Annotated in this window: 16 protein-coding genes; 7 read left to right on the top strand and 9 right to left on the bottom strand. The window is 72.7% G+C overall.

The window, feature by feature from the left end; all coding sequences use genetic code 11:
• Positions 1–64 precede the first annotated feature (64 nt).
• The 3 genes from HCC30_RS20040 to HCC30_RS20050 form a co-directional block, all read right to left on the bottom strand.
• Positions 65–1,813, bottom strand: coding sequence for a protein kinase family protein (locus HCC30_RS20040; protein WP_169443999.1), 1,749 nt, complete (start codon positions 1,811–1,813; stop codon positions 65–67).
• A gap of 123 nt (positions 1,814–1,936) precedes the next feature.
• Entirely contained in the window at positions 1,937–4,315 is a 2,379-nt protein-coding gene (gene murJ, locus HCC30_RS20045) for a murein biosynthesis integral membrane protein MurJ (RefSeq protein ID WP_169444000.1), read from the bottom strand.
• A gap of 34 nt (positions 4,316–4,349) precedes the next feature.
• Positions 4,350–6,761 carry a DUF6049 family protein gene (locus HCC30_RS20050; protein WP_169444001.1) on the bottom strand — a complete coding sequence of 804 codons (2,412 nt, stop codon included), beginning with the start codon at positions 6,759–6,761 and terminating at the stop codon, positions 4,350–4,352.
• Positions 6,762–7,025: 264 nt separating this feature from the next.
• On the opposite strand from HCC30_RS20050, the gene HCC30_RS20055 reads away from it, so the two are divergent.
• Positions 7,026–8,531, top strand: coding sequence for a CCA tRNA nucleotidyltransferase (locus tag HCC30_RS20055; protein WP_169444002.1), 1,506 nt, complete (start codon positions 7,026–7,028; stop codon positions 8,529–8,531).
• Here the strand turns inward: HCC30_RS20055 and HCC30_RS20060 are convergent.
• The 3 genes from HCC30_RS20060 to HCC30_RS20070 form a co-directional block, all read right to left on the bottom strand.
• Positions 8,503–9,873, bottom strand: a complete 1,371-nt coding sequence (locus HCC30_RS20060) for an MFS transporter (RefSeq protein WP_169444003.1) — start codon at positions 9,871–9,873, stop codon at positions 8,503–8,505. The two genes, HCC30_RS20055 and HCC30_RS20060, sit on opposite strands and share 29 nt — an antisense overlap.
• A gap of 38 nt (positions 9,874–9,911) precedes the next feature.
• Positions 9,912–11,450: a glycosyltransferase 87 family protein gene (locus HCC30_RS20065; RefSeq protein WP_169444004.1), complete on the bottom strand. Its 1,539-nt coding sequence runs from the start codon at positions 11,448–11,450 to the stop codon at positions 9,912–9,914.
• A gap of 121 nt (positions 11,451–11,571) precedes the next feature.
• On the bottom strand, positions 11,572–14,295 hold the full coding sequence (locus HCC30_RS20070; RefSeq protein WP_169444005.1) for a transglycosylase domain-containing protein: 2,724 nt from the start codon (positions 14,293–14,295) through the stop codon (positions 11,572–11,574).
• A gap of 447 nt (positions 14,296–14,742) precedes the next feature.
• Here HCC30_RS20070 and HCC30_RS20075 point away from each other — a divergent pair, with 447 nt between their 5' ends.
• The 4 genes from HCC30_RS20075 (at position 14,743) to HCC30_RS20090 (ending at position 19,398) form a co-directional block, all read left to right on the top strand.
• The gene (locus tag HCC30_RS20075) at positions 14,743–15,447 is read left to right on the top strand and encodes a PadR family transcriptional regulator (protein WP_169444006.1); all 705 of its coding nucleotides are present in this window, start codon (positions 14,743–14,745) and stop codon (positions 15,445–15,447) included.
• 52 nt (positions 15,448–15,499) lie between these two features.
• On the top strand, positions 15,500–16,576 hold the full coding sequence (locus tag HCC30_RS20080) for an inositol-3-phosphate synthase (protein ID WP_169444007.1): 1,077 nt from the start codon (positions 15,500–15,502) through the stop codon (positions 16,574–16,576).
• A gap of 181 nt (positions 16,577–16,757) precedes the next feature.
• Positions 16,758–17,717: a ferredoxin gene (locus HCC30_RS20085; protein WP_346776714.1), complete on the top strand. Its 960-nt coding sequence runs from the start codon at positions 16,758–16,760 to the stop codon at positions 17,715–17,717.
• 400 nt (positions 17,718–18,117) lie between these two features.
• Positions 18,118–19,398 (top strand): DUF5685 family protein, encoded by a 1,281-nt coding sequence (locus HCC30_RS20090; protein ID WP_169444009.1) that lies wholly within the window; start codon positions 18,118–18,120, stop codon positions 19,396–19,398.
• A gap of 4 nt (positions 19,399–19,402) precedes the next feature.
• Here the strand turns inward: HCC30_RS20090 and HCC30_RS20095 are convergent, their stop codons facing one another.
• Together HCC30_RS20095 and HCC30_RS20100 are read right to left on the bottom strand one after the other, a co-directional pair.
• Positions 19,403–20,425 carry an esterase-like activity of phytase family protein gene (locus HCC30_RS20095; protein WP_169444010.1) on the bottom strand — a complete coding sequence of 341 codons (1,023 nt, stop codon included), beginning with the start codon at positions 20,423–20,425 and terminating at the stop codon, positions 19,403–19,405.
• Between the two features lie 139 nt (positions 20,426–20,564).
• Positions 20,565–21,110, bottom strand: coding sequence for an ArsR family transcriptional regulator (locus HCC30_RS20100; protein WP_346776715.1), 546 nt, complete (start codon positions 21,108–21,110; stop codon positions 20,565–20,567).
• 63 nt (positions 21,111–21,173) lie between these two features.
• Between HCC30_RS20100 and def the strand changes: the two genes are divergently transcribed.
• Positions 21,174–21,821, top strand: coding sequence for a peptide deformylase (gene def, locus HCC30_RS20105; RefSeq protein ID WP_169444011.1), 648 nt, complete (start codon positions 21,174–21,176; stop codon positions 21,819–21,821).
• Here the strand turns inward: def and HCC30_RS20110 are convergent.
• Positions 21,778–22,251, bottom strand: a complete 474-nt coding sequence (locus tag HCC30_RS20110) for a GNAT family N-acetyltransferase (RefSeq protein WP_346776716.1) — start codon at positions 22,249–22,251, stop codon at positions 21,778–21,780. The two genes, def and HCC30_RS20110, sit on opposite strands and share 44 nt — an antisense overlap.
• A gap of 250 nt (positions 22,252–22,501) precedes the next feature.
• On the opposite strand from HCC30_RS20110, the gene HCC30_RS20115 reads away from it, so the two are divergent.
• Positions 22,502–23,068, top strand: coding sequence for a dihydrofolate reductase family protein (locus HCC30_RS20115; protein ID WP_169444114.1), 567 nt, complete (start codon positions 22,502–22,504; stop codon positions 23,066–23,068).
• Positions 23,069–23,081: the final 13 nt, after the last annotated feature.

Consider the following 23,081-nt stretch of genomic DNA (forward strand, 5'->3'; position numbering starts at 1 on the left):
GGCCGCCGAGCGCCCCCGGGCCGCGCCCCGGGTCAGGGGCGGGCCGGGGGTGGTGCGTCAGGTGTCAGGACCTGACTTCGATCTCCGAGATGCGGCCACGGTAGTTGCCGTCCTCGGCCTGCGGGAGTTCCGTCAGCCAGACCATCACGTACTGCGTCGTGACCGGCTTCTTGGCCTTGAGGGTCAGGTGCTTGGCGGAGCCGGAGTCGACCTTGCTGAAGCCGCCCAGGGTGGTGGGCATGCCGTTGGTGCTCTTGGGCGCGGCGAGGAGGTCGGCGGAGGTCTTGCCGAGGAAGTCGATCTTCACCTCGCTGACCTGCTGCTGCTTGCCGAGGTCGAGGATCAGGCCGACGCCGGACTTGAGGTTCCCGAAGTCGGGGCGGCCGTAGTACTTGTTCGTCAGCCAGTACGTCGCCGGGTCCTTGTCGTAGGCGTCCGGGACGTCCTCGGCGTTCTCGCTGCCGTCGCCCTCGGGGTCGAAGTCCTTGGCGTCGACGATGTCCACGGGCTTGCCCGTCGGCTTCTCCTCGTGGGCCTGCGCCGGGCCGGTGCCCTCGCCAGGGGTGTCGCCCTTCAGCAGGGTGTCGGCGACCTGCCAGCTGCCGAGTCCCAGCGCCGCGATCAGCAGCGCGGAGACGCCCCACTTGAGGACCTTGCCGGTGCGCCCGGGCAGCGTCGGCGGCGCGGGCGGCTCGGCACCGGCACGCGCGGTGGCCGTGGCCGGCGCCGCGGGCGCGCCGTTCCCGTCCGGACCCGCGTACGCGCCCTGCTGGTACGTCGTGCGCTGGTACGGCGAGGGCGCGGTGTACGTGGGCTCCGGCGGGCGGATGCGCGGCATGGCGGCGACCGCGCGCTGGAGCTCCTCGGGGGTGGCGCAGGGCTGCTCGTGCCGGGAGGCGGTGGCGCCGTCGTTCATCAGGGCGCGCATCGCGAGCTGGGAGAGCCCGCGGTGGACCCCGGCGCGTACCTGGTCGGGCGCCGCGAGCGCGCTCATGGAGAGCGAGCCGACGCCGGGCAGCCCGTACGCGTCCTCCTCGTACGGCCAGCGCTGGCTGAGCGAGGCGTAGAGGAGGGCGCCGATGGCCTCGGTGTCGTCGCGCTGCGGGGTGTCGCTGGTGATGCCGCGGAGGGCGGCGTTCACGGCGAGGCCGCGTACCCGGTACTGGCCGCTGCCGGTGCGCAGCACGGTGCCGGGGGTGAGCTGGAGGTGGGCGAGGCCCTCGCGGTGCGCGCTGGTCATCGCCTGGGAGAGCTGGCTGACGAGCTGGTACGCCTCGTGAGCCTCCAGCGCGGCGGTCGGCAGGATGTCGCTGAGCGGCTTGGCGTCGGGCAGCCACTCGTGCACGACGTAGACCAGCTCGCCCTCCTCCACCGCGTCCAGCACCTGGACGAAGCGGGGGTCGGCGAGCAGCGCGGCGGAGCGGGCGGCGGAGAGCACGGCGTGCGCGCGCGGATGGCCGGAGGAGATCAGGTGTACGCCGACGGCGCGGCGGAGCTTCTCGTCCACCGCGCGCCAGCTGCTGAAGCCCTCCAGACGGGTGACGCACTCCTCGAGCCGGTACCGGCGGGCGAGCTTGTGGCCGCTGTGCAGCTCCGGGGGTTCGGGCGCACCGGTGACGCCCGCCTCGGCGTGGTCGCCGGTGGTGCCGGCCTCGTCGGGTCTGGCCCGGCCGGTGTCCGCCGGGGTCTCGTCGCCGCCGTTGTGCTGGTCTGCCGCGCCGTCCGCGCCGGTACCGTCCCCGTGGGCGGTGAGCGGCTCGTCTTCACCGCTCGTCTCGGCCACGCCGAGGGCAGCTGTGCTCCGTTCCGCCACCGTCGTTCCTGCCTCCCCAATCCGTTGCCGCAAGTCTTCGAAGTCAGCTCACCAATTGTGCCCACAGTCCACTGCTGTGCACGACACGCGGTGGTGGCTGAAGGTTGTACGGGACGCGTCGGTTCACCGGCCCAGGCGGGCCCGTACGGCGCCGACCATGGCGGTCAGTTCCTCCACGCGCATCCGCTTCGCCGCTAGGACGAAAACGGCGGCCAATGCGATCCCTCCGGCGAGGACGGCGACGACCGCCCCGAGGGTTCCGTTTCCGAGGCCCTGGAGGATGCCGTACGCGACGGCGCCCGAGACGACCGTCGCCGGGACGCTCGCGCCGGCCAGCCGGATGTAGGTGCGCAGGACGCGGGCGCCGTCGAGGTCGCCGCCGAGCCGTACGCGCAGCCGCCGCCAGGCGACGCCGACGCCGATCACGTAGGCGAGGCCGTAGGAGAACGCCATGCCGACGACGGCCCAGCGGGCGGGCAGCAGGAAGAAGCAGAGCGCCGAGGCCACGGCGTTGACCGCGGCGACTATCACGGTGTTGAAGAACGGGGTGCGGGTGTCCTCGTAGGCGTAGAAGGCGCGGAGGACGACGTACTGCACGGAGAAGGGGATCAGGCCGACGCCGAAGGCCATCAGCGCGTAGCCCATGGAGGTCGCGGCCTCGGTGCCGGAGGAGCCGTAGATCATCAGGCACATCGGGATGCCGAGGGCGACGAAGCCGAAGGCGATGGGCACGATGGCGACGGCGGAGTTGCGCAGGCCCTGCGAGATGTCGTCGCGCACGGCGCCGTTGTCGCCGTCGCTGGCGGCGCGGGAGAGCCGGGGCAGCAGGGCGGCCATCACCGAGACGGTGATGATGGCCTGCGGCATGTTCCAGATCAGCTGGGCGTTGGAGTACGCGATGTAGCCGGTGCCGGGGTTGCCGTCGGCCGAGGCGGTCTCGCCGGCCCAGGTCGACAGCTGGGAGACGACGAGCACGCCGGCCTGGTTGGCGAGGACGAACAGCACCGTCCACTTGGCCAGCCGCGCGGCCTTGCCGAGGCCGTGCCCGCGCCAGTCGAAGCGGGGGCGGACGCGGAAGCCCGTCGCGCGCAGGTACGGGATCATCGCGAGGGCCTGCACGACGAGGCCGAGCAGGGTGCCGACGCCGAGCAGCCGTACGCCCTCGGGCGGGATCGTGGTGACCGTCAGGCCCGAGGTGCCCGCGGTGCCGTAGACCCACAGGAACATGCCGATGGTGCCGATGATGACGATGTTGTTGAGGACCGGGGTCCACATCATCGCGCCGAAGCGGCCGCGTGCGTTGAGGATCTGACCCATCACCACATGGACGCCCATGAAGAAGATGGACGGCATGCAGTAGCGCACGAACGTCACGGCGACCTCGTTGGCCGCCGGGTTCTCCGCGATCTTCACGGACATCGCGCGCACCAGCAGCGGCGCCGCGAAGACGGCCGCCACGGCGAGCACGCCGAGGATCACGGTGACGAGCGTCAGCAGCCGGTTCGCGTACGCCTCGCCGCCGTCGTCGTCCTCCTTCATGGCCCGTACGAGCTGGGGGACGAAGACGGAGTTGAGGCCGCCGCCGACGGTGAGCACGTAGAGCATCGTCGGGAGGGTGATCGCGAGCTGGTAGGTGTCGCCGAGGACGGCGGCGCCGACCGCGGCGACGATCATCGCGGAGCGGATGAAGCCGGTGAGCCGGGAGACCATCGTGCCCGCGGCCATCACGGCGCTGGACTTCAGCAGGCCGCTCGCCTTGGACGCCGGCGCCTCGGCGGGTTCCGCCTTCTCGGGGGCGGGCGCTGCCTCGGGGGCGGGGGCGTACGGGGCGGGCGCGGGGTCCGGTTCCGGTTCGGCCTGGGCCGGGGTGCGGTCGTTCTCCGGCATCGGGGGCGGGGAGATGTGCTGCGGCGCGGCGGGCTGCCGGTCCGGGCTGTGCCCCTGGTCGCGGAAGAGGTGCGCGAACGCGTCGTTCCCGGCGGGCCGTCGGGGCTGCGCGGGCTTCGGCGCAGGGCCGCCGGGCAGGCCGTCGTCCTCCGGGCCCGCGGGGCCGGTGCCGAAGTCGAGGGTCCGGTGCTGCGGGGCCGGGGCGTCGGCGGGCTGCTGGGGCCGCGGCTGGTGGAGGGCCTGCGGGTCCTGGGTCTGCGGGGTGCCGAGGGAGGTGGTGTCGGGGAAGGAGCCGCCGGCGCCGGGGAACTGGACCGTCTCGTCGTGGCCGGAAACAGGCCCCTGACCTGCGCCGGGAGTGACGGGGGGAGGACCGGGGGTGACGGCGGGACCCTGCGCGGTGGCGGAGCCGGGGGCCTCGGGCCAGGTCTGCGGCCGGGGCGTGCGGGCGTCCGGGAGCGGCTGCTCGGGGCCGGTGCCGCTCAGCGGGTCCCGGTCCTCGGGGGCGGGCCGGTACGGGTCGCGCGGATACGCGTCCCGTACGTACGGCTCCTCCGGCTGCCCGGAGCCGTCGCCGGGGGCGCGGCCCCGGTCACCGTCGTACGGCGCATTCATCGCTGTCTTCCCCTGCCCCTGTTTGCCGGCTGACTCAACGGTTCACCTTCTCACCCGGGCCGGGCGGGCCACCGCTTTCCCGCCCGGTGTCGTTCCCGGCCCCGGAGGCGTCCGGGCCCGTCCCGTTCCCGTTCTCCGTGCCGTTCCGGGAGGGCTTGTCGCCGTCCTCGTCCGCGCCGTCCGCGTCCTCGTCCGCGCCGGTCTCGTCGAGCGGGGCGTCCGGGTCGGGGCGCGGGCCGCGGCGCTTGCGCTGGGTGTACATGCGGATGCCCGCGAGGACGACGAGGAGGACGCCGCCCGCGATGACGAGCAGCACGGCCGAGGTGATGGAGGTGACGTTCACCCGGAACGTCATCGGCTTGCCGTAGGGCTGGCCGTCCTTGGTGTACAGCTGCGCCTTGACCACGGAGCGGCCGTTGGCCTTGGCCGTGGTGTTGAACTTCACGGACTGGCTGTGCCCGCCCGCGACCCGGACGGGCTGTTCCTTGCCGACGTCGAGGCCGATCCGGCGGCTGGACTCCAGCTTCAGCGTCAGGCCGTCCACGTCCTGGAAGAGGTTGTTCTGGACGGTGACGGGGATGGTGGCGCTGCGCCCGGAGAGCGTGATCGGCGACTTCTGGATCAGCTCGACCTTCTTGGTCAGGCCCGTCAGGTAGTCCTCGACGTCGTCGCGGAAGTCCTGGCCGGCCTGCTCCTCCGCGCGCCAGGCCGTGGACGTGGCGCGGTGCAGCGCGGTGCCGAAGGGTGTGATGACGCGGTCCTGGCGGCTGAGGATCTTCTGGAAGTCGTCGAGCACCGCGTTGGTGTGCCGGACCTGCTCGTACGCCTCCTTGGGCAGCTCCTGAGCGCGCAGCGAGCGCGGGTACGCGCCGTTGCCGGGGACGGCGCGGGTGGCGCGCGGGTCGGGCTTGGCCTCGGCGGCGGCGGAGAGGTCGGCGCCCTCCGTCCAACTCCCGTTGTCGTTCAGGGCCTTGAGCGAGGTGGCCATCGCGCGCGCCTGTGCCGCGGTCGGCATCCGCTGCGGGGCGACGACGACGCTGCGCTGCTGTGCGGGCTGCTCGGCGGTGAGCGTGTGCGTCTGGGCCAGGAACCGCTGGACGGCCTTGGAGGACGCTCCGGGCTTGCTCAGGTCCTCGTCGAAGGCGGTGGAGAGGCCGGCGTCGGCGACGAGTGCGGTGTTGCCGCCGCCGATGGGGCGGGCCGAGGTGGGGGTGTAGGAGATGCCGGTGTCGCGGAAGTGGTCGCTGCGAGCGATGACGTTGCGGGCCCCGGCGGAGGTGGCGACGTCGACGATCGACGGGTCGAGGGCGCCCTGGTCGGGCCAGGCGAAGTCGGTGCCGGCCTCGGTGTGCAGTATCGCCTCGACGGCGACCTCGGAACGCTTGGTGGCCGGGCCGAGGTTGCCGAGCGCGCCGGGCACGTACTTGCCCTTGTGCGCGAGCGAGGCGAGGTCCGGGTCGGCGAAGGGCAGGGCGACGACCTCCTCGCCGCGCACGGCGTCCTGGAGGTCGCTCAGCCACTGCTTCGCGTACTCCTGGCCCTTGCCCGGGACCTCCTTGCCGTTCTCGTCGCGTACGAGATAGCGCTTGGTCATCGCCTCGGCGCTGGCCAGCAGGTCGGGGTCGATGACCCAGGTGATGGGCAGGTCCTTGCCGAGCCGGACCAGCTGCTGGAGGCGGCCGCCGGGGGCGAGCTCCTCGGCGAGCCGGTCGTCGCGGAAGACCGGGGTCTGCTGCTCGTCCGACTCGGTGCGGGCGGTGAGCTGCGGCGTCGAGATCAGCGGCCACATGTAGGTGAGCTGGGTCTTGTTCTCGGCGTCGGAGGTCTGCCAGGGCAGGAAGCTGCGCTCGATGCCGAGGACCTGCTCGTAGCCGACGCCGCGGGTGCGTCCGGAGAGGGCGACGCCGATCTGGTAGACGCCGGAGTCGCGCAGCTTGAGGGCCTGCACGGGGACCTTGAGCGAGAAGCTGCGGCTGATGCCGGGCCGCATGCTGCCGACGTCGACGCTGGTGCGCTTGCCGGTGACCTCGGTGCCGTCGGCGGAGCTGTTGTAGCCCTTGCGCTTGGCGTTCTGCTCGATCGCGCTGCGGCTGTCCAGCTTCGGGCCGACGCGGAGGCCGAGCTCGCCGTCGGTGATCGCGTGGTCGCTGCTGTTGGTGACCTTGCCCGTGATGCGGAGGGTGTCGCCCTTCTCCGGCACGGACGGGGTGAGCGCGTTGACCGTGATGTCAGCGGTGCGGGAGCCGGTGCCCTGCTCGCCGGAGGCGGGGGCGGACGCGGGCGATGCCGAGGACGCCGAGGAGGCGGGCGCTTGGGCGACCGCCGTCGCGGCGGGGAGGAGGCCGCCGAGCAGGGGCAGCGTCGCGGTGAGGACCGTCGCCGTACGCCGCAGCCACCGGCGGGGCGGCGCGTTCGTGGTGCCCTGCATCTCAGCCGCCTCGGCCACGCGCTCGTCCATCCCGTCGTGTCGTCGTCGCTCGGTCTGTCGGTTCCGCCGGTCTTCGGCCGGTCGTCGGTCAGCTGGGCGGGCTGGGGGAGCCGGAGGATCCGGTTCCCGGGGAGTCCGTCCACGGGCTTCTGAACCCCTGATGGTAACGATGCTCCATAGGTGGAAGTGCCGCGGCTCGCTCCACATGATCACGGGGCGGTCGCGGCAGCTGTGCTGCTGCGGGGTCCGCCCGCTGTGCGGGGCAACGTACCCTGTGCTGTCGTGCCGAACGACAGCAATGACCTTCAGCAGACCCAGCGGCCCCAGCCCGTGCAGCCCGCCCACGAGCAGCTCAGTGTGGTGCAGCGGCGCGCGGTGAGCGAACTGCTGCGGGTGTCCCCCGTCGCCGACGACCTGGCCCGGCGGTTCCGGGAGGCCGGGTTCCACCTGGCGCTGGTCGGGGGCTCGGTGCGGGACGCGCTGCTCGGCCGGCTCGGCAACGACCTGGACTTCACCACGGACGCGCGCCCCGAGGACGTGCTCGCGATCGTGCGGCCCTGGGCGGACGCGGTCTGGGAGGTCGGCATCGCCTTCGGCACGGTGGGCTGCCGCAAGGACAACCCCGACCCGGCGGGCTCGCCCCGCGACTTCCAGATCGAGATCACCACCTACCGCTCCGAGGCGTACGACCGGACCTCGCGGAAGCCGGAGGTCGCGTACGGCGACTCGATCGAGGACGACCTGGTGCGCCGTGACTTCACGGTGAACGCGATGGCGGTGGCGCTGCCGGAGAAGACCTTCGTGGACCCGCACGGCGGCCTGGAGGACCTGGCCAGGCGCGAGCTGCGCACGCCCGGCACCCCCGAGGAGTCCTTCTCCGACGACCCGCTGCGGATGATGCGGGCCGCGCGCTTCTCGGCCCAGCTGGGCTTCTCGGTCGCGGATGACGTGGTCGCGGCGATGACGTCGATGGCGGACCGGATCGGGATCGTCTCGGCGGAGCGGGTGCGTGACGAGTTCAACAAGCTGCTGCTGTCGCCGGAGCCGCGGCGCGGGCTGAAGCTGCTGGTCGGCACCGGACTTGCGGAACATGTCATTCCGGAAATCCCGGCGCTCCGGCTGGAACGTGACGAGCACCACCGTCACAAGGACGTCTACGAGCACTCGCTGACCGTCCTGGAGCAGGCCATCGACCTGGAGGACGAGGGGCCGGACCTCACGCTCCGGCTCGCGGCCCTGCTGCACGACATCGGCAAGCCGCGGACGCGGCGCTTCGAGGGCGACGGCCGGGTCTCCTTCCACCACCACGAGGTGGTCGGCGCGAAGATGACCAAGAAGCGGATGACCGCGCTGAAGTACTCCAACGAGCTGGTGAAGGACGTCTCCCGGCTCGTCGAACTGCACCTGCGCTTCCACGGCTACGGCACCGGCGAGTGGACCGACTCCGCCGTGCGCCGGTACGTACGGGACGCGGGCCCGCTGCTCACGCGGCTGCACAAGCTGACCCGCTCCGACTGCACGACGCGGAACAAGCGCAAGGCCGGCGCGCTCTCCCGGGCCTACGACGGGCTGGAGGAGCGGATCGCGCGGCTCCAGGAGCAGGAGGAGCTGGACGCGATCCGGCCCGACCTCAACGGCAACGAGATCATGGAGGTGCTCGGCGTCTCGCCGGGGCCGGTGATCGGGCAGGCGTACAAGTACCTGCTGGAGCTGCGTCTTGAGCACGGGCCGCTGGGGCGGGAGGCCGCCGAGGCGGAGCTCAAGAAGTGGTGGGCCGAGCAGAGTTGACGCCGGGGTGCCCGCGTTTCACGTGAAACATGACGAGCGCGGTGGCCGCGTAGATCGCGGCCGCCGTCGCCACCAGGGCGACCGAGCGTCCGTCGGGCGGCAGCATCAGTGAGGCCACGGCGGCGGCGCCGACGAAGGCGACGTTGAAGAGCATGTCGTAGAGGGAGAAGACCCGGCCCCGGTAGGCGTCGTCCACCGCGAACTGCACCGCGGTGTCCGTGGTGATCTTCGCGCCCTGCGTCGCGAGCCCGAGCACGAACGCGGCCACCAGCATCGGCGTCGGCGCGAAGGGCAGCATCAGCGCGGGCACCAGCACGGCGGAGCCGCCCGCGCACAGGGCGAGCCAGCCGAAGCGTCCGGTGCGTCCGACGACGGACGGGGTGACCACGGCGGCCGCGAAGAAGCCGACGCCCGAGACGGCGACGGCGACGGCGAGCAGCTTCAACCCCCGGTCGGTGTCGGCCGGTTCGAGCCCGACCGAGCCGCCGCCGGTGAGTTCCGAGGGGCCAGGACCCGGCAGCGAGGGGTCGCTCCAGGCGTAGCGGCAGAGCATGAGGACCATCACCGTGAGCGCGCCGTAGCAGAACCGCATCAGCGTCATGGCGGCCAGCGCGTACGCGGCGGAGCGGCGGCGGGCGAGGTGGCGTACGCCGTCGACCAGCCCGTGCGCCGTGCCGGCGACGGCGGCCAGGACGCGGGGCCGCAGCTCGCGCGGGCCCGGCCCGAGCAGGTTGCGGCCCATCCGGAGCGCGGAGAGGCCGGCCAGCAGGTACACCGCGGCGGCCACCGTGACCACCAGCGCGTCGCCGCTCCGGCCGCCGCCGGGGGCGGCGATCCGGACGGCGAAGGCGACGCCGCCGCCCGCGGTGGCGGCGAGCGTACCGGCCGTCGGGGAGAGGGAGTTGGCCATCACGAGCCGCTCGTCGTCGACCACGCGGGGCAGCGCGGCGGAGAGCCCGGCGAGGACGAAGCGGTTGACGGCGGTGACGCAGAGGGCCGAGAGGTAGAACAGCCAGTCCGGGGTCTTCGCGAGGATCAGCGCGGCCGTGGCCGCCGCGAGGACGGCCCGCAGCAGGTTCCCGTAGAGCAGCACCTGGCGGCGGCGCCAGCGGTCCAGCAGGACGCCGGCGAACGGGCCGAGCAGCGAGTACGGGAGCAGCAGCACGGCCATCGCCGAGGCGATGGCGGCCGGGGAGGTCTCCTTCTCCGGGGAGAAGACCACGTAGGCGGCGAGGGCGACCTGGTAGACGCCGTCGGCGAGTTGGGAGAGCAGCCGGACGGTGAGCAGGCGGCGGAAGCCGGAGAAGTGCAGCAGAGTGCGGAGATCGCCGACGGTGCCCATGGGCACACTGTAAGCCGCCGCGCGGGCGCCTCACCGGGTCAGTCGCGGCCGTCCCGGCCCGCGCCGCCGTGGTGCCCGCGGGCGCCCCAGCGGACGAGTGGAGCCTCCGGTTCCGGGCCGCGGCCGGCGGCGGCGGCGAAGCGGCCGAGGGTGAAGCGGTCGCGGGCGCCGTCCAGGACGCCGCCCGAGGGGTCGTCGGAGCCGTCGGTGCGGACCGGGTCCCGCTCCGGCAGCAGCGCGTCCGCGACGACCAGCGCGCACAGGTACAGCGTGCCGCACAGGTGGACGAGGATCGCCAACTGGTAGCCCTCGGTGGGCAGTCCCTGGTGGGCGTCGCCGCTGCCGGTGTACGCCAGGTACATCCAGATCCCGAGGAAGTACATGACCTCGCAGGCCTGCCAGACCAGGAAGTCCCGCCACCGGGGCCGGGCCAGCGCGGCCAGCGGGATCAGCCACAGTACGTACTGCGGCGAGTAGACCTTGTTGGTCAGGATGAACAGCGCGACGACGAGGAACGCCAGCTGCGCGAAGCGCGGGCGGCGCGGGGCGCACAGCGCGAGCGCCGCGATGCCGCCGCAGCCGAGCAGCATCAGCAGCGTCCCGAAGGTGTTGGCGTTCTCCAGCGGGGTCTGCAGGCGCTGCGACAGGATCAGCCAGATCGAGCCGAAGTCGACCGGCCGCTCCTGGCTGAAGGTGTAGAACTTCGCCCAGCCCTCCGGCGCCAGCAGCATCACCGGAACGTTCACCACCGCCCAGGCGCCGACGGCGCCGCCCAGCGCCCGCCCGAACTCCCGCAGCCGCCCGGCCCGCAGACAGAGCACCAGCAGCGGCCCGAGCAGCAGCAGCGGGTACAGCTTCGCCGCCGTCGCCAGCCCGATCAGCACCCCGGCGAGCACCGCCCGGCCCCGGGACCAGGCCAGCATCCCGGCGGCGGTCAGCGAGACGGCCAGCAGGTCCCAGTTGATGGTGGCGGTCAGCGCCAGCGCGGGCGCGAGCGCGACGAACATCGCGTCCCAGGGGCGCCGCCGGTGGGTGCGTGTCACGCAGACGGCGAGGACGGCGGCGCAGGCCATCAGCATGCCCGCGTTGACGAGCCAGTACAGCTGCTCCTGGTGCTGCACCGCGCCGCCGCCCGGCGTGAGCCAGGCGGCGATCTGCATGAACACCCCGGTCAGCACCGGGTATTCGAGGTACTCCATGCCGCCGGAGACCGCGTCCGGGATGCGGTCGACGTACGGGACGAGCCCGTCGGCGAAGCCGCGGCCGCCGAAGAGGTGCGGGATGTCGGAGTAGCAGGCGTGCACGTACTGGCTGGTCTGGCCGGAGAACCAGGCGCCGTTGTAGCAGGGCAGCTTCTGCACCATGCCGAGCGCGAACATGCCGAGCGTCACCAGCACCACGACCCGCAGCGGGGTCCACCAGCCGCCCGGGACGGCCCGCCTCCCCTGCGGCCCGCCGATCAGTTCGCTGGCCGCTGCGGCGACTTCGTCCCGGTGGGTGGGGTGCGGGCTGTGGCCCGGCGAGCCGTGCTGGGGTACGGAGCCGGGCACGACGTCGTGGGGGTGCGTGCTCGTCATGGGGCAATCCTGCCGTACCCGGCTGTGCGGTGCGGGCGGCCCCGGCATGCGGGAAGCCCCGCCGCGGAGACCTGTTCGGTGCTCCGCGACGGGGCTTGACCGGCGGGTGTCCCGCCGTGTGTCACTCCTCCTCGGGACGGGCGGCGCCGCCGCCCGTGGGCCCGCCGAAGATGCCGCCCGGGTTGCCGGGCTCCTCGGTGGGACCGCCGTCCTGGCCCTGGTCCATACCCTGGTCGGTGCCTTGGTCGGCGCCCTCGTCGGTGCCGGGCTCGCCGCTCTGGCCCTGGTCCTGACAGCCCTCGTCCCAGGGGAACTTGCAGCTCTCGCTCGGCGACGGCGAGGGCGAGGCGGACTCGGACGCGTCGTCCGACGGCGACTCGGAGGGCTTCTCCGAGGGGGTGTCGGACGGGGTCGGCTTCGGCGACGGGCTGGCGCCGTCCCCGTAGACCTTCTCGCCGATGGGCGTCGGCTCGGGGAAGTCGACGACCTTCTTGCCCTTCATCGCCTGCTGCATGTACTTCGTCCAGATCTCCGCGGGGAAGGACGCCCCGTGGATGGACTTCTGGCCGCCGACGCCGTACATCTCCAGGAACTGCTGGTTCTTGGCGTTGGCGTTCACCCGCCACATGCCGATCGAGGTGGACAGCTGCGGCGTGTAGCCCGCGAACCAGGCCGACTTGTTGCCGTCGGTGGTGCCGGTCTTGCCCGCGGCGGGACGGCCCAGGGCCTTCGCCGGGGTGCCGGTGCCCTCCTGGACGACGGTCTCCAGCGAGCTGGTGACGTTGTCCGCGACCGCCGCGTCGAAGGCGCTGGTCGTCTCCTTCTTGTGCTCGTACTTCACCTCACCGTCGCGCTCGACCTTGGTGACCGAGTACGGCTTGGACGCCATGCCGCTGTTGGCGAAGGTGCCGTAGGCGTTGGCCAGCCGGACGGCGCTGGGCGCCGAGGTGCCCAGCGAGAAGGTCGGCGTGGTCTTGGTGAGCTGCTCCTCGGGGATGCCGGCGTCGAGCGCGGCCTGCTTCACCTTGTCGGTGCCGACGTCCATGCCCAGCTGGATGAAGGGCGTGTTGATGGAGTACTGCATGGCCGTGCGGAGGTTGACGCGGCCGTAGTCCTCCTCGCCGTCGTTCCGCTGGTGCCACTCCTTGCCGTTCCGGTCGTGCCAGATCTCGCCGTTGTAGTCGCGGAGTTTGACCCGGTTGTCGCCGTTGTAGACGCTCTGCAGCGAGACCTTCGTCCGCTCCGCCTCGGTCTGCACCTTGGCCAGGTTCGGGTCCCGCTTGCCGTCGCGCATGGCGGCGGCGAGGACGAACGGCTTGAAGGTGGAGCCGACCTGGACGCCGGTGTAGTCGGCGTTGTTGCGGTAGTGCGTGGTGGCGTCCTCGCCGCCGTAGATGGCCCGGATCGCGCCGTCGCCCGGCACCACGGAGGCCCCGCCGAACTGGACGTACTTGTCGACGTCCCGGGTCTTCGGGTCGATGTTGGCCTTCTTGACCTTCTCGACCGAGTCCTCCATCGCCTTGATGGCCTTCTTGTCGAAGGTCGTGTGGATCCGGTAGCCGCCGCGCTCCAGCTGACGCTCCGTGATGTCCGTCTCGGAGGTGATGTAGTTCTTGGCCATCGTGACGAGGTAGCCCGTCTGGCCCTTCAGCTCCATCGAGGGCCTCGGCGGCTGCGGCATCGGGAACTCGGTGATCTTCGCGCGCTGGGCCTTCTTCAGCTCACCGGTCTCCACCATGCGGTCGAGAATCCACGACCAGCGCGCCTCGGCCCGCTTCTTGTTCTTCTGCGGGCTCGCGGCCTCGCCGATGCCGCCGGCCGGGTCGTAGAGGTTCGGGCCGTTCAGCGTGGATGCGAGGAAGGCGCTCTCGCTCGCGTTCAGCTCACGCGAGTTCTTCCCGTAGTACGCCTGCGCCGCGGCCTGGATGCCGTACGCGCCGCGCCCGTAGTACGCGGTGTTGAGGTACCCGGCGAGGATCTTCTCCTTGCCCTGCGTGGCCCCCACCTTGGTGGAGATCAGCAGCTCCTTGACCTTCCGCTCGATCGTCTGCGACTGGTCGAGGTAGGAGTTCTTCACGTACTGCTGGGTGATCGTCGAGCCCGACTGGGTCTCGCCGCCCATCGCCATCCGGCCGAGGGCGCGGATGATGCCCATCGGGTCGACGCCCTTGTCCGTCCAGAACGTCTCGTTCTCGGCGGAGACGACCGCTTCCTGCATCTCCTTGGGGATCTGCGCGAGCGGGACGATCTGCCGGTTCTGGTCGCCGCCGCCGGCGACGACCATCTGCGTGCCGTCCTTCCAGTAGAAGACGTTCTTCTGGGCCTTGGCCGCGGCCTGCACCTTCGGAACGTCCACCCACCACAGACCGATACCGGCGAGGACGATCATCAGGCCGAGGAAGCCGAGGCAGGTGCCCGTCACCAGACGCCAGGACGGCATCCAGCGCTTGGCGCCGTCCTTGTCCACCCGCGGGTAGTTGATGAACCGCTTCTCGGACGGATCGACGGGACGGCCGCGCCGGGAACCGGCGGCCCGTGCGGCACCCGCCGCCCCCGCGCCCGCTCCGGCGGCACGCGCCGCGCGCCTGCCGCCTCCGGCCGCGCGCCCCTCGGCGCCCATCGCGGCGCCCGCGCCCGCACCCGCGCCCGAGGCGGCGCGCCTGCGCCCCCCGCCACCGCGGGCAGCTCTGCGCGCCTCGGCGCGGCCTCCGTACGGACTGCCGGAAGGCGCGGCGTCCCGCGGCGGCTCGCTTTCGCGGCCGGCGGGGCCTCCGCGGCCGGTGGCCGACGGAGGTGCTGATCGTCGTCCGCGCCCCTGCGGCGGCTTACGACGGTGCTCGCTCATGGAACAGCTACTCCTCGGGCAGGCGTTCTCGCCTGAAGGTGGCAGTTGACGTCTGGTCCCCCCGAGTACGGCTCGCCCCCTGGCCGGATGCGGCCGCACTGCACCCAGGACGAGGACGCGCATGTATCTCGCGTGGTTCCCGTTGGGGCTCTGCAAGCCGACACCCTACGCAGCTCCAAAAACCCCGCCCGAGAGCATTCGCCTCATTCGGTGCAACTTGCCCCCGGGGAATCGGTGATGTGAGTCCCTTCACCCACACCCCACTTGTCGCGGAGGGCACTCGGTTCTATCGTCGGGATGTATCGAGCCGATACATCGGCGGAATACATCACAGCCGCGGCACAGGCTGGGCACAGTCGCGGCAGGGTCACAGCACAGGTCCCGCGCGGCATGCGGGACCTGTGGCACAGCAAGAGCGGGCAGCCACTTCGGAGGTGACGGCGGACGATGAGCAGACGCTCCGGAATCCTGGAGTTCGCCGTGCTCGGCCTGCTCCGTGAATCCCCGATGCACGGTTACGAGTTGCGCAAGCGGCTCAACACCTCGCTCGGCGTCTTCCGTGCCTTCAGCTACGGCTCCCTCTACCCCTGCCTCAAGGCGCTGGTGCAGCGCGGATGGCTGGTCGAGGAGCCGGGCGAGCGCCCGGAGGACCCGCTCGCGGCGCCGCTCGCCGGACGCCGGGCGAAGATCGTCTACCGGCTCACGGCCGAGGGCAAGGAGCACTTCGAGGACCTGCTCTCGCAGAGCGGTCCGGACGCCTGGGAGGACGAGCACTTCGGCGTCCGCTTCGCCTTCTTCGGCCAGACCTCGCGCGATGTGCGGATGCGGGTGCTGGAAGGCCGCCGCAGCCGCCTGGAGGAGCGGCTCGCCAAGATGCGGGCCTCCCTGGCACGCACGAGGGAACGGCTGGACGACTACACGCTCGAACTCCAGCGCCACGGCATGGAGTCCGTCGAGCGCGAGGTCCGCTGGCTCAACGAGCTCATCGAGAGCGAGCGCGCCGCGGGGACGGAGCGTACGGCCGGTACGGCGGAGATGCCGGGCACCGGCGGCGCGACGGGAACGGCCGGAAGCACGGACGTAAGCGAAACGGGCGGCGAGGCCCGGCGCCGGGGAACCACCCCGCCGGACCCGTCCGACGAGACCACCTGAAATCCCGCGCACAGAGCGGGAATTCCTCGATCACACACAGGGAGCAACCGGAATGGGTTCGGTTCGCGTAGCCATCGCCGGCGTGGGCAACTGCGCCGCCTCGTTGGTGCAGGGCGTCGAGTACTACAAGGACACCCCCAAGGACGCCAAGGTCCCGGGGCTCATGCACGTCCAGTTCGGCGACTACCACGTCGGTGACGTGGACTTCGTCGCCGCGTTCGACGTCGACGGCAAGAAGGTCGGGCTCGACCTCGCCGACGCCATCGGTGCCAGCGAGAACAACACCATCAAGCTGTGCGACGTGCCGCCCACCGGCGTCACCGTGCAGCGCGGCCACACCCACGACGGTCTGGGCAAGTACTACCGCCAGATCATCGAGGAGTCCGACGCCGAGCCGGTCGACGTCGTCCGGGCGCTCAAGGACGCGCAGGCCGACGTGCTGGTCTGCTACCTGCCCGTCGGCTCCCAGGAGGCCGTCGAGTTCTACGCCCAGTGCGCCATCGACGCGGGCGTCGCCTTCGTCAACGCGCTGCCGGTGTTCATCGCGGGCACCAAGGAGTGGGCCGACAAGTTCACCGCCGCCGGGGTCCCGATCGTCGGCGACGACATCAAGTCCCAGGTCGGCGCGACCATCACGCACCGCGTGATGGCGAAGCTGTTCGAGGACCGGGGCGTCGTCCTGGACCGCACCATGCAGCTGAACGTCGGCGGCAACATGGACTTCAAGAACATGCTGGAGCGGGAGCGGCTGGAGTCCAAGAAGATCTCCAAGACGCAGGCCGTCACCTCGCAGATCCGCGACCGCGAACTCGGAGAGGACAACGTCCACATCGGCCCGTCCGACTACGTGGCCTGGCTGGACGACCGCAAGTGGGCCTACGTCCGGCTGGAGGGGCGCGCCTTCGGCGACGTGCCGCTGAACCTGGAGTACAAGCTGGAGGTCTGGGACTCCCCCAACTCCGCCGGCGTCATCATCGACGCCCTCCGCGCCGCGAAGATCGCCAAGGACCGGGGGATCGGCGGCCCGATCCTCTCCGCCTCCTCGTACTTCATGAAGTCGCCGCCCGTGCAGTACTTCGACGACGAGGCCCGCCAGAACGTGCAGGACTTCATCGACGGCAAGTCCTGACCCCGAGCCGTACGAGGGCCCGGCTCCCGCGCATTCCGCGTGGGGCCGGGCCCTCGGCGTGCGTCCCGTGAGATGGGCGTCCGGCGGGAGAAACAAGATGCGGCGGGGCTTCCGCTTCCGGGCGCGGGGCGGGCAGGTTGTGAGGCGGAATCCGCACACGGCACAGGAAACGGGTGAGACCGTGCACGAACGGAACAAGCGCCCCCAACCCCCGGACGCCGGGCCCGAGTCCGGCTGGTACGTCGACCAGCGGTGCACCAACTGCGACGTCGCCCGGCAGCTCGCGCCCGACCTCATCGTCGAGACCGGCGGCCGCTCCGAGGTCGTGCGCCAGCCGCGCGGCGCGGACGAGACCCGCCGCATGCTGGCCGCCGCCTTCGCCTGTCACACCCGCTCCATCCGGCACCCCGGGCAGCCGCTGCTGCCCTCCCTCGACCCCTTCCCGCTCCCGGTCGAACAGGCCGTCGCCCCGTACGGGCCAGGGCCCCTCCCGGAGGCGGGCGGTGAGGTGTACGTCCTCGGGCAGAACTCCACGCACACCGCCGGCGCCAACGCGTACCTGCTCCGCCGCCCCGCCGGGAACGTGATGCTCGTCGACACCCCGCGCTGGAACCGCGCCCTCGCCGACCGGTACGCCTCCTACGGCACCGTCACCGACGTGCTGCTCACCCACCGCGACCACGCCGCGCACGGCCGCCGCTACGCCGACCACTACCGAGCCCGGCTGTGGATCCACGAGGGCGACCTCGACGCGGCGCCGGACGCGGACCGGGTGCTGCGCGGCACCGAACCCGTCGAGCTGGACGCGGGGCTGACCGTCCATCCGCTGCCCGGGCACACCCGGGGCAGCGTGCTGTACGTCGCGGACGAGCGGTACTGCTTCAGCGGGGACAGCTTCTACTGGTCGCGGACGACCGGGGACATCGAGGTCGCCGACACCGTGACCTGGTACTCCATCGAGGAACTCGCCGCCTCGCTCGCGCGCACGGTGCCGCGGCTGCGCTTCGAGTGGCTGCTTCCCGGCCACGGGGACCGCCGTCACCTGCCGGCCGACGAGATGGCGTCCCGCCTCCGCTCCCTCGCCCACCGCACGGGCCAACTGCGGCCGCGGGAGGTGGACTTCACGGGGCTGCGGTGGTGAGTGGCGCTTCGCGTGCCTTCGCGGGGTGCGGTGTGGTGCCTTGTGGTGCGTCGCGGGGTGCGGGTCTCGTCGTGGCTGGGGGTTTGCGCAGTTCCCCGCGCCCCTTATTCGCGGGCTCGGCCCGCTTTTTCGGGTGCGGCGGCGTCGGGGCTGGGGTCTTCGCGCAGTTCCCCGCGCCCCTTGTCGCGGGCTCGGCCCGCTTGGGAGAACTGCGCCTAGGCGCAGGGCTGGCAAGCGCAGCGCCCGCCCCGGCGCGGGGTGCGCATCGCCGTCACCGGCCCGCCCCGTACGTCGTGGCAAGCGCAGTTCCCCGCGCCCCCAGGAGGGCGCCCCGCACAGCAACGACCGATAGCATCCGCCCCGCTTCCGACCTGCGTCGACGTCATACGGGGGGATCCACGTGTTCGGAATTGTCCGGCCCTGCAGCCATCGCCTGTCCCAGGGGCTCCAGGCCGAATGGACGGCGCACCTGTGCGGCCTGTGCCTCGCGCTGCGCGCCGATCACGGCCAGTTCGCGCGCGTCGTCACCAACTACGACGGGCTGATCGTGTCCGTGCTGACCGACGCCCAGTCCGGCGTCGCCGCGCACCGCCGCCGCACCGCGGGCCCCTGCCCGCTGCGCGGCATGCGCACCGCGTCCGTCGCCACCGGCGAGGGCGCGCGGCTGGCCGCCTCCGTCTCGCTCGTCCTCGCCTCGGCGAAGATCCGCGACCACGTCGCCGACCGGAACGGGCTGCTCCGCCGCCGCCCCGTCGCCGCCGCCGCGCGCCGCGTCGCCGCGGGCTGGGACCGGGCCGGGGCCCGCACCGGCGCCACGCTCGGCTTCGACACCACGCTCCTGGTCGACGCCGTCGACCGGCAGCCCGGCGTCGAGCAACTCGCGGGCCCGGGAACGCCGTTGACCCGCGTCACCGAGCCCACCGAGACCGCCACGGCGGCCGCCTTCGCGCACACCGCCCACCTCGCGGGCCGCCCCGGCAACGCGGCGCCGCTCGCCGAGGCCGGACGGCTGTTCGGGCGGCTCGCGCACCTCCTCGACGCCGTCGAGGACCGGGAGGCGGACGCCGCCGAGGGCGCCTGGAACCCGCTCACCGCCACTGGCGCCGACACCGCCGCGGCCCGCCGTCTGTGCCAGGACGCGCTGCACGGCATCCGACTGGCCCTGCGCGACGTCGAGTTCGCCGACGACTCCCTCGTCCACGCCCTGCTCGTGCACGAGCTCCGCCGCTCCGTCGACCGCGCCTTCGGCACCACGGCCTGCGCCCACCTCGGCCCCGCCGCCGGGCACCGGGACCACGACCCGCTGCGCAAGGACCCCGCCCCGTACGCCGCGGGCGCCGCGCACCTCAACAGCCCGCAGGGCGGGGGACACGGGGGCCATGACGGCCACGGGGGTCACGGGGGACACGGCGGCTCCGGTTCCGGCCACGGTGCCGGAGGATCCGGCTCCGGACCGAAGAAGCCGCGCGGCCTGATCGCCGGGTGCTTCGCCTTCGTCGGGCTGTGCTGCACCTGCCGGCTGTGCTGCGCGGACGAGTACGAGGGCCCCTGGTCGCGGAAGAGGCGCGAGGGCTTCTGCCGCGACTGCTGCGACGGCTGTGACTGCTGCGGCAACTGCTGCGACGGATGCAGCTGCTGCGAAGGGTGCTGCTGCGACGGCTGCGACTGCGGGTGCGACTGAGCCCTCAGAGGCGGACGTCGAGCCGGTACAGCCGCGTCACCTGGCTGTCGCTCTCGTTGTCGTCGCTGACCAGCAGCAGCCGCAGCGGACCGCCCCGCGCGCCCCGCGTCACGGCCATCCCCTCGATGTTGTCCACCAGCGGACTCCCCTCCGCCGCATGGCCGTCGGCACCGGACGTCCCGCAGTCCCCGAGGTCCGCGAGCAGGCGCTTCGGGGCCGGGGCGCCGTCGGACGCGGCGCGGCGCGGATCGGCCAGGTGGAGGCGGACGGTGCTGCCCGTCCGCTCGTCGTAGCCGCGCTCCAGCACCAGGAGGCGGCCGTCCGCGAGGGCGGTGATCTCGGGGACGAACAGGGTGTCGTCCACCGCGTACCGGTACTGCCGCCCGAGCCGGAACTCCCCCGCGCCGCGGCCGTCCCGCTCCCAGGTCTGGAAGCGGACGACGCGGTGGCCGTGCGCGTCGGGCCGTTCGCCGTCGAGCGGGCCCTCCATGGCGGCGGTGAGCGTCCGCCCGTCGGGCGACAGGGTGAGCCCTTCGAGGGTCTGGTTCTCCCGGGCGCGGCCCTCCGGCGCGACGCGCAGCTCGTCCGGGACCGGCAGCCGCCCCAACAGCCGCCCGTCAGGCGCGTAGTGGCGTACCGAGGGCTCGGTCTCGGAGCTCACCAGCAGGCTGCCGTCGCGCTCCTGGACCAGCCCCTCCGAGTCCAGCGGCCGCCCCGCCTCGTCGGCCAGCGGAACGACGCGCTCCGGACGGTGGTCGCGGGCGCCCAGGGTGAACAGCGCGGAACGGTCGGACAGCGCGTCGACCCGCCCGTCCGGCCCCGCCGCCAGCGCGGACAGCCCGGCGACGGGCCTGCCGCCGAACTCGGTCTTGTCCAGCGCGTCCGAGTACCCGCGCAGGCGCACCTGCGGCGAGCACACGCCCCCGGCCCGCTCCTCCGCCCCGGCGCCCGGCGGGGCGGCCGAGGCCGTGCCGCAGGTGAGCGCGACGGAGGTGGCGACGACGACAACTGCACTGCGGATACCCAAAGTTCGGCCCTGCCTCGGTCGGTCCCATCGAGCTTCGGAAGCAGAGTGCCCCCGGACCCGACGACCATGCCCCCTCCCGCCCCACCCGGGACGAACTCCCGGCGGACACCCGGCGAACTCCCGGTGCGCCCAGGCCCGTTCAGTCCTCGGGCAGGAGCGGGAACAGACGGGTGATCAGCGCCACCGGAAGGGCGCCCTCCGGCCGGGCCAGCGGCCGCTGTTCCCGGTCCCGGTACGGCGCCAGCGCGCCGCGTACGGCGTCCGCCACGCGGTGCAGCTCCTCCGGCGTCAGGTACGCCACGGCGCTGAACGCCTCGTCCCGGCGCCACTCGGGCGGCGCCTGCCCGCGCCGCTCCAGCCAGCGCTGCCAGCTCTCGTCCTCCAGACCGCGCGCCATCGCCCCGAACTCGTCCTCCCCGGACGCGGGTCCGGGCGTCGTGAGGCGCCAGGGGCGGGCGCGGCCGCCGCTGCGCGGGGCCTCCTCGATGTGCCCGTGCCGCGCGAGCTGCCGCAGGTGGAACGAGCAGAGGCCGGAGCTGTACCCGAGCCGCGCGGCCGCCTCCGTCGCCGTGACGGTGCCGACCTCGGCGAACAGCTCCAGCAGCGCCGTACGCACCTCGTGCTCCGGCAGCCCGTTCAACGCGCCGTGCGCGCCCCTGCGTTCGTCCTCAGCGTCTTCAGCCACTTTGCAAACTCTGCTACTTTGCAAAGCCGTTGGCAAGGTGTGAGCGGAACGAGGGAGAGCGCGATGTCCGTACGTCACGACCGGCGGGTCCGGGTCCAGGGCCGCCCCGTCGACAGCTACCCGGACCTGGCCCCCGAGGCGGAACGGGGCACCGTGCGCCGGATCACCGTCGTCGGCGAGGAGATCCTCGCCAGGCCGTGCGCCGAGGTCACCGACTTCGGCACCGAGGAACTGTGCACGCTGATCGACGACATGTTCCTCACCATGTACGCGGCCGACGGCGCCGGCCTCGCCGCCAACCAGGTGGACGTCCCCCTCCGCCTGTTCGTCTACGACTGCCCGGACGACCACGGCGTCCGCCACGTCGGCCACCTCGTCAACCCCGTGCTCGAACTCCCCGACCCGGGCAGCCGCCGCCTCCTCGACGACACCGAGGGCTGCCTCTCCGTCCCCGGCGCCGGCCTGTCCGTCCCCCGCACCGACCGCGCCCTCGTACGCGGCCTCGACAAGGACGGCCGGCCCCACGTCATCGAGGGCACCGGCTACTTCGCCCGCTGCCTCCAGCACGAGACCGACCACCTGCACGGCCACACCTACCTCGACCGCCTCTCCCACCGCGACCGCAAGAACGCCCTCCGCCAGATGACCGCCCGCCACGACGAGATCCTCACCCGCCGCGCGGCCAAGGCGGCCCGGCTGAGCGGGAGTTGACCGGACCTCCGCACAGCCGCTTGCGGTACCAGCGCTCCGCGTACGGCTCCTGATTGTGCGGCGCGGTCCGTTCGTAGCCGCTGCGTTCGTACAGTGACCACGCCTCCGCCAGGTCGCTGCGGGTGTCGAGCAGCAGGACGCGGGCGCCCAGCGCCCGGGCCGCCTCCTCGGCGGCCGCCAGCAGGACGGGGCCGCCCCCGGTGCCGCGTGCCCGCGCGTGCACGAAGAGCCGCTTCAGCTCGGCGGCCGGCCCGCCGCCGAGGAGCCGCACCCCCGCGGTACCGGCCGGCTCGCCCCCGTACCGCCCGAGCAGCAGCGTGCCGGACGGCGGAACCAGCGTGCCGTGGTCGTTCGCCGCGACGACCTCCCGCTCCAACTCCTCGGCCGGAGTGTCCCGTTCCTCGTGCAGCCGGAACCACCGGTCACTCACCTCCGTGTAGTACGCGCGCTACAACGCGAGCGCGACGGAGGAGCCGGCGGGCTCGGGCGAAACGGTCCAGTCGCTGGTCATGGCGCCATCCCAGGCCAGGGCCGCGGCGCCGGGCAAGCGGATTCCAGCAGGTTCTCCCGCTCCGTGTCCTCCGCCGGGGCCGTGACCTGGGCGCTCGGACCGCGCACCGATGAGTTTCCCGCGCCGCGCCGGTGTGTACGAGTGGGACGACTCACGGAAGGCGGGCACCATGCGGAAACTGAGCTACGGCATGAACCTCACCCTGGACGGCTACATCGCCGCGCCCGGCGACGACATCGGCTGGGGCGGGACACCGAGCGACGAGCTGTTCCAGTTCTGGTCCGACCAGTTGCAGGCGACCGACGTGTCCCTGTACGGGCGCAAGCTGTGGCAGACGATGAGCTCCTACTGGCCCACCGGCGACCGGCAGCCCCACGCCACCCCGGCGCAGACCGAGTTCGCGCGCCGCTGGCGGGACATGTCGAAGGTGGTGTTCTCCTCGACGATCGCCACGGTCGACTGGAACACCCGCCTGGTCACCGGCGACGCCGTCGCCGAGATCACCCGGCTCAAGGCCGAGGACGGCGGCCCGATGGCCATCGGCGGCGCGACGCTCGCCGGGGCGGCCATGCGGGCCGGGCTGATCGACGAGTACGTGCTGGCCACCGCGCCCGTCCTGGTGGGCGGCGGCACACCGTTCTTCACCGCGCTGGACAGCTGGGTGAACCTGCACCTGGCGGAGACCCGGACGTTCCCCGACGGCGTGATCCTGACCAGGTACGAGACGAGGCGCTGAGCGTCCGTCCGGA

The sequence above is a fragment of the Streptomyces sp. HNM0574 genome (assembly GCF_012726235.1).
In the GTDB taxonomy this organism is placed as follows: Bacteria; Actinomycetota; Actinomycetes; order Streptomycetales; family Streptomycetaceae; genus Streptomyces.

Coding starts and splice junctions, on each gene's coding strand:
- murJ (WP_169444000.1), bottom strand. CDS start 4,315: ATGAATGCGCCGTACGACGGTGACCGGGGCCGCGCCCCCGGCGACGGC.
- HCC30_RS20060 (WP_169444003.1), bottom strand. CDS start 9,873: ATGGGCACCGTCGGCGATCTCCGCACTCTGCTGCACTTCTCCGGCTTC.
- HCC30_RS20065 (WP_169444004.1), bottom strand. CDS start 11,450: ATGACGAGCACGCACCCCCACGACGTCGTGCCCGGCTCCGTACCCCAG.
- HCC30_RS20070 (WP_169444005.1), bottom strand. CDS start 14,295: ATGAGCGAGCACCGTCGTAAGCCGCCGCAGGGGCGCGGACGACGATCA.
- HCC30_RS20075 (WP_169444006.1), top strand. CDS start 14,743: ATGAGCAGACGCTCCGGAATCCTGGAGTTCGCCGTGCTCGGCCTGCTC.
- HCC30_RS20080 (WP_169444007.1), top strand. CDS start 15,500: ATGGGTTCGGTTCGCGTAGCCATCGCCGGCGTGGGCAACTGCGCCGCC.
- def (WP_169444011.1), top strand. CDS start 21,174: ATGTCCGTACGTCACGACCGGCGGGTCCGGGTCCAGGGCCGCCCCGTC.
- HCC30_RS20115 (WP_169444114.1), top strand. CDS start 22,502: ATGCGGAAACTGAGCTACGGCATGAACCTCACCCTGGACGGCTACATC.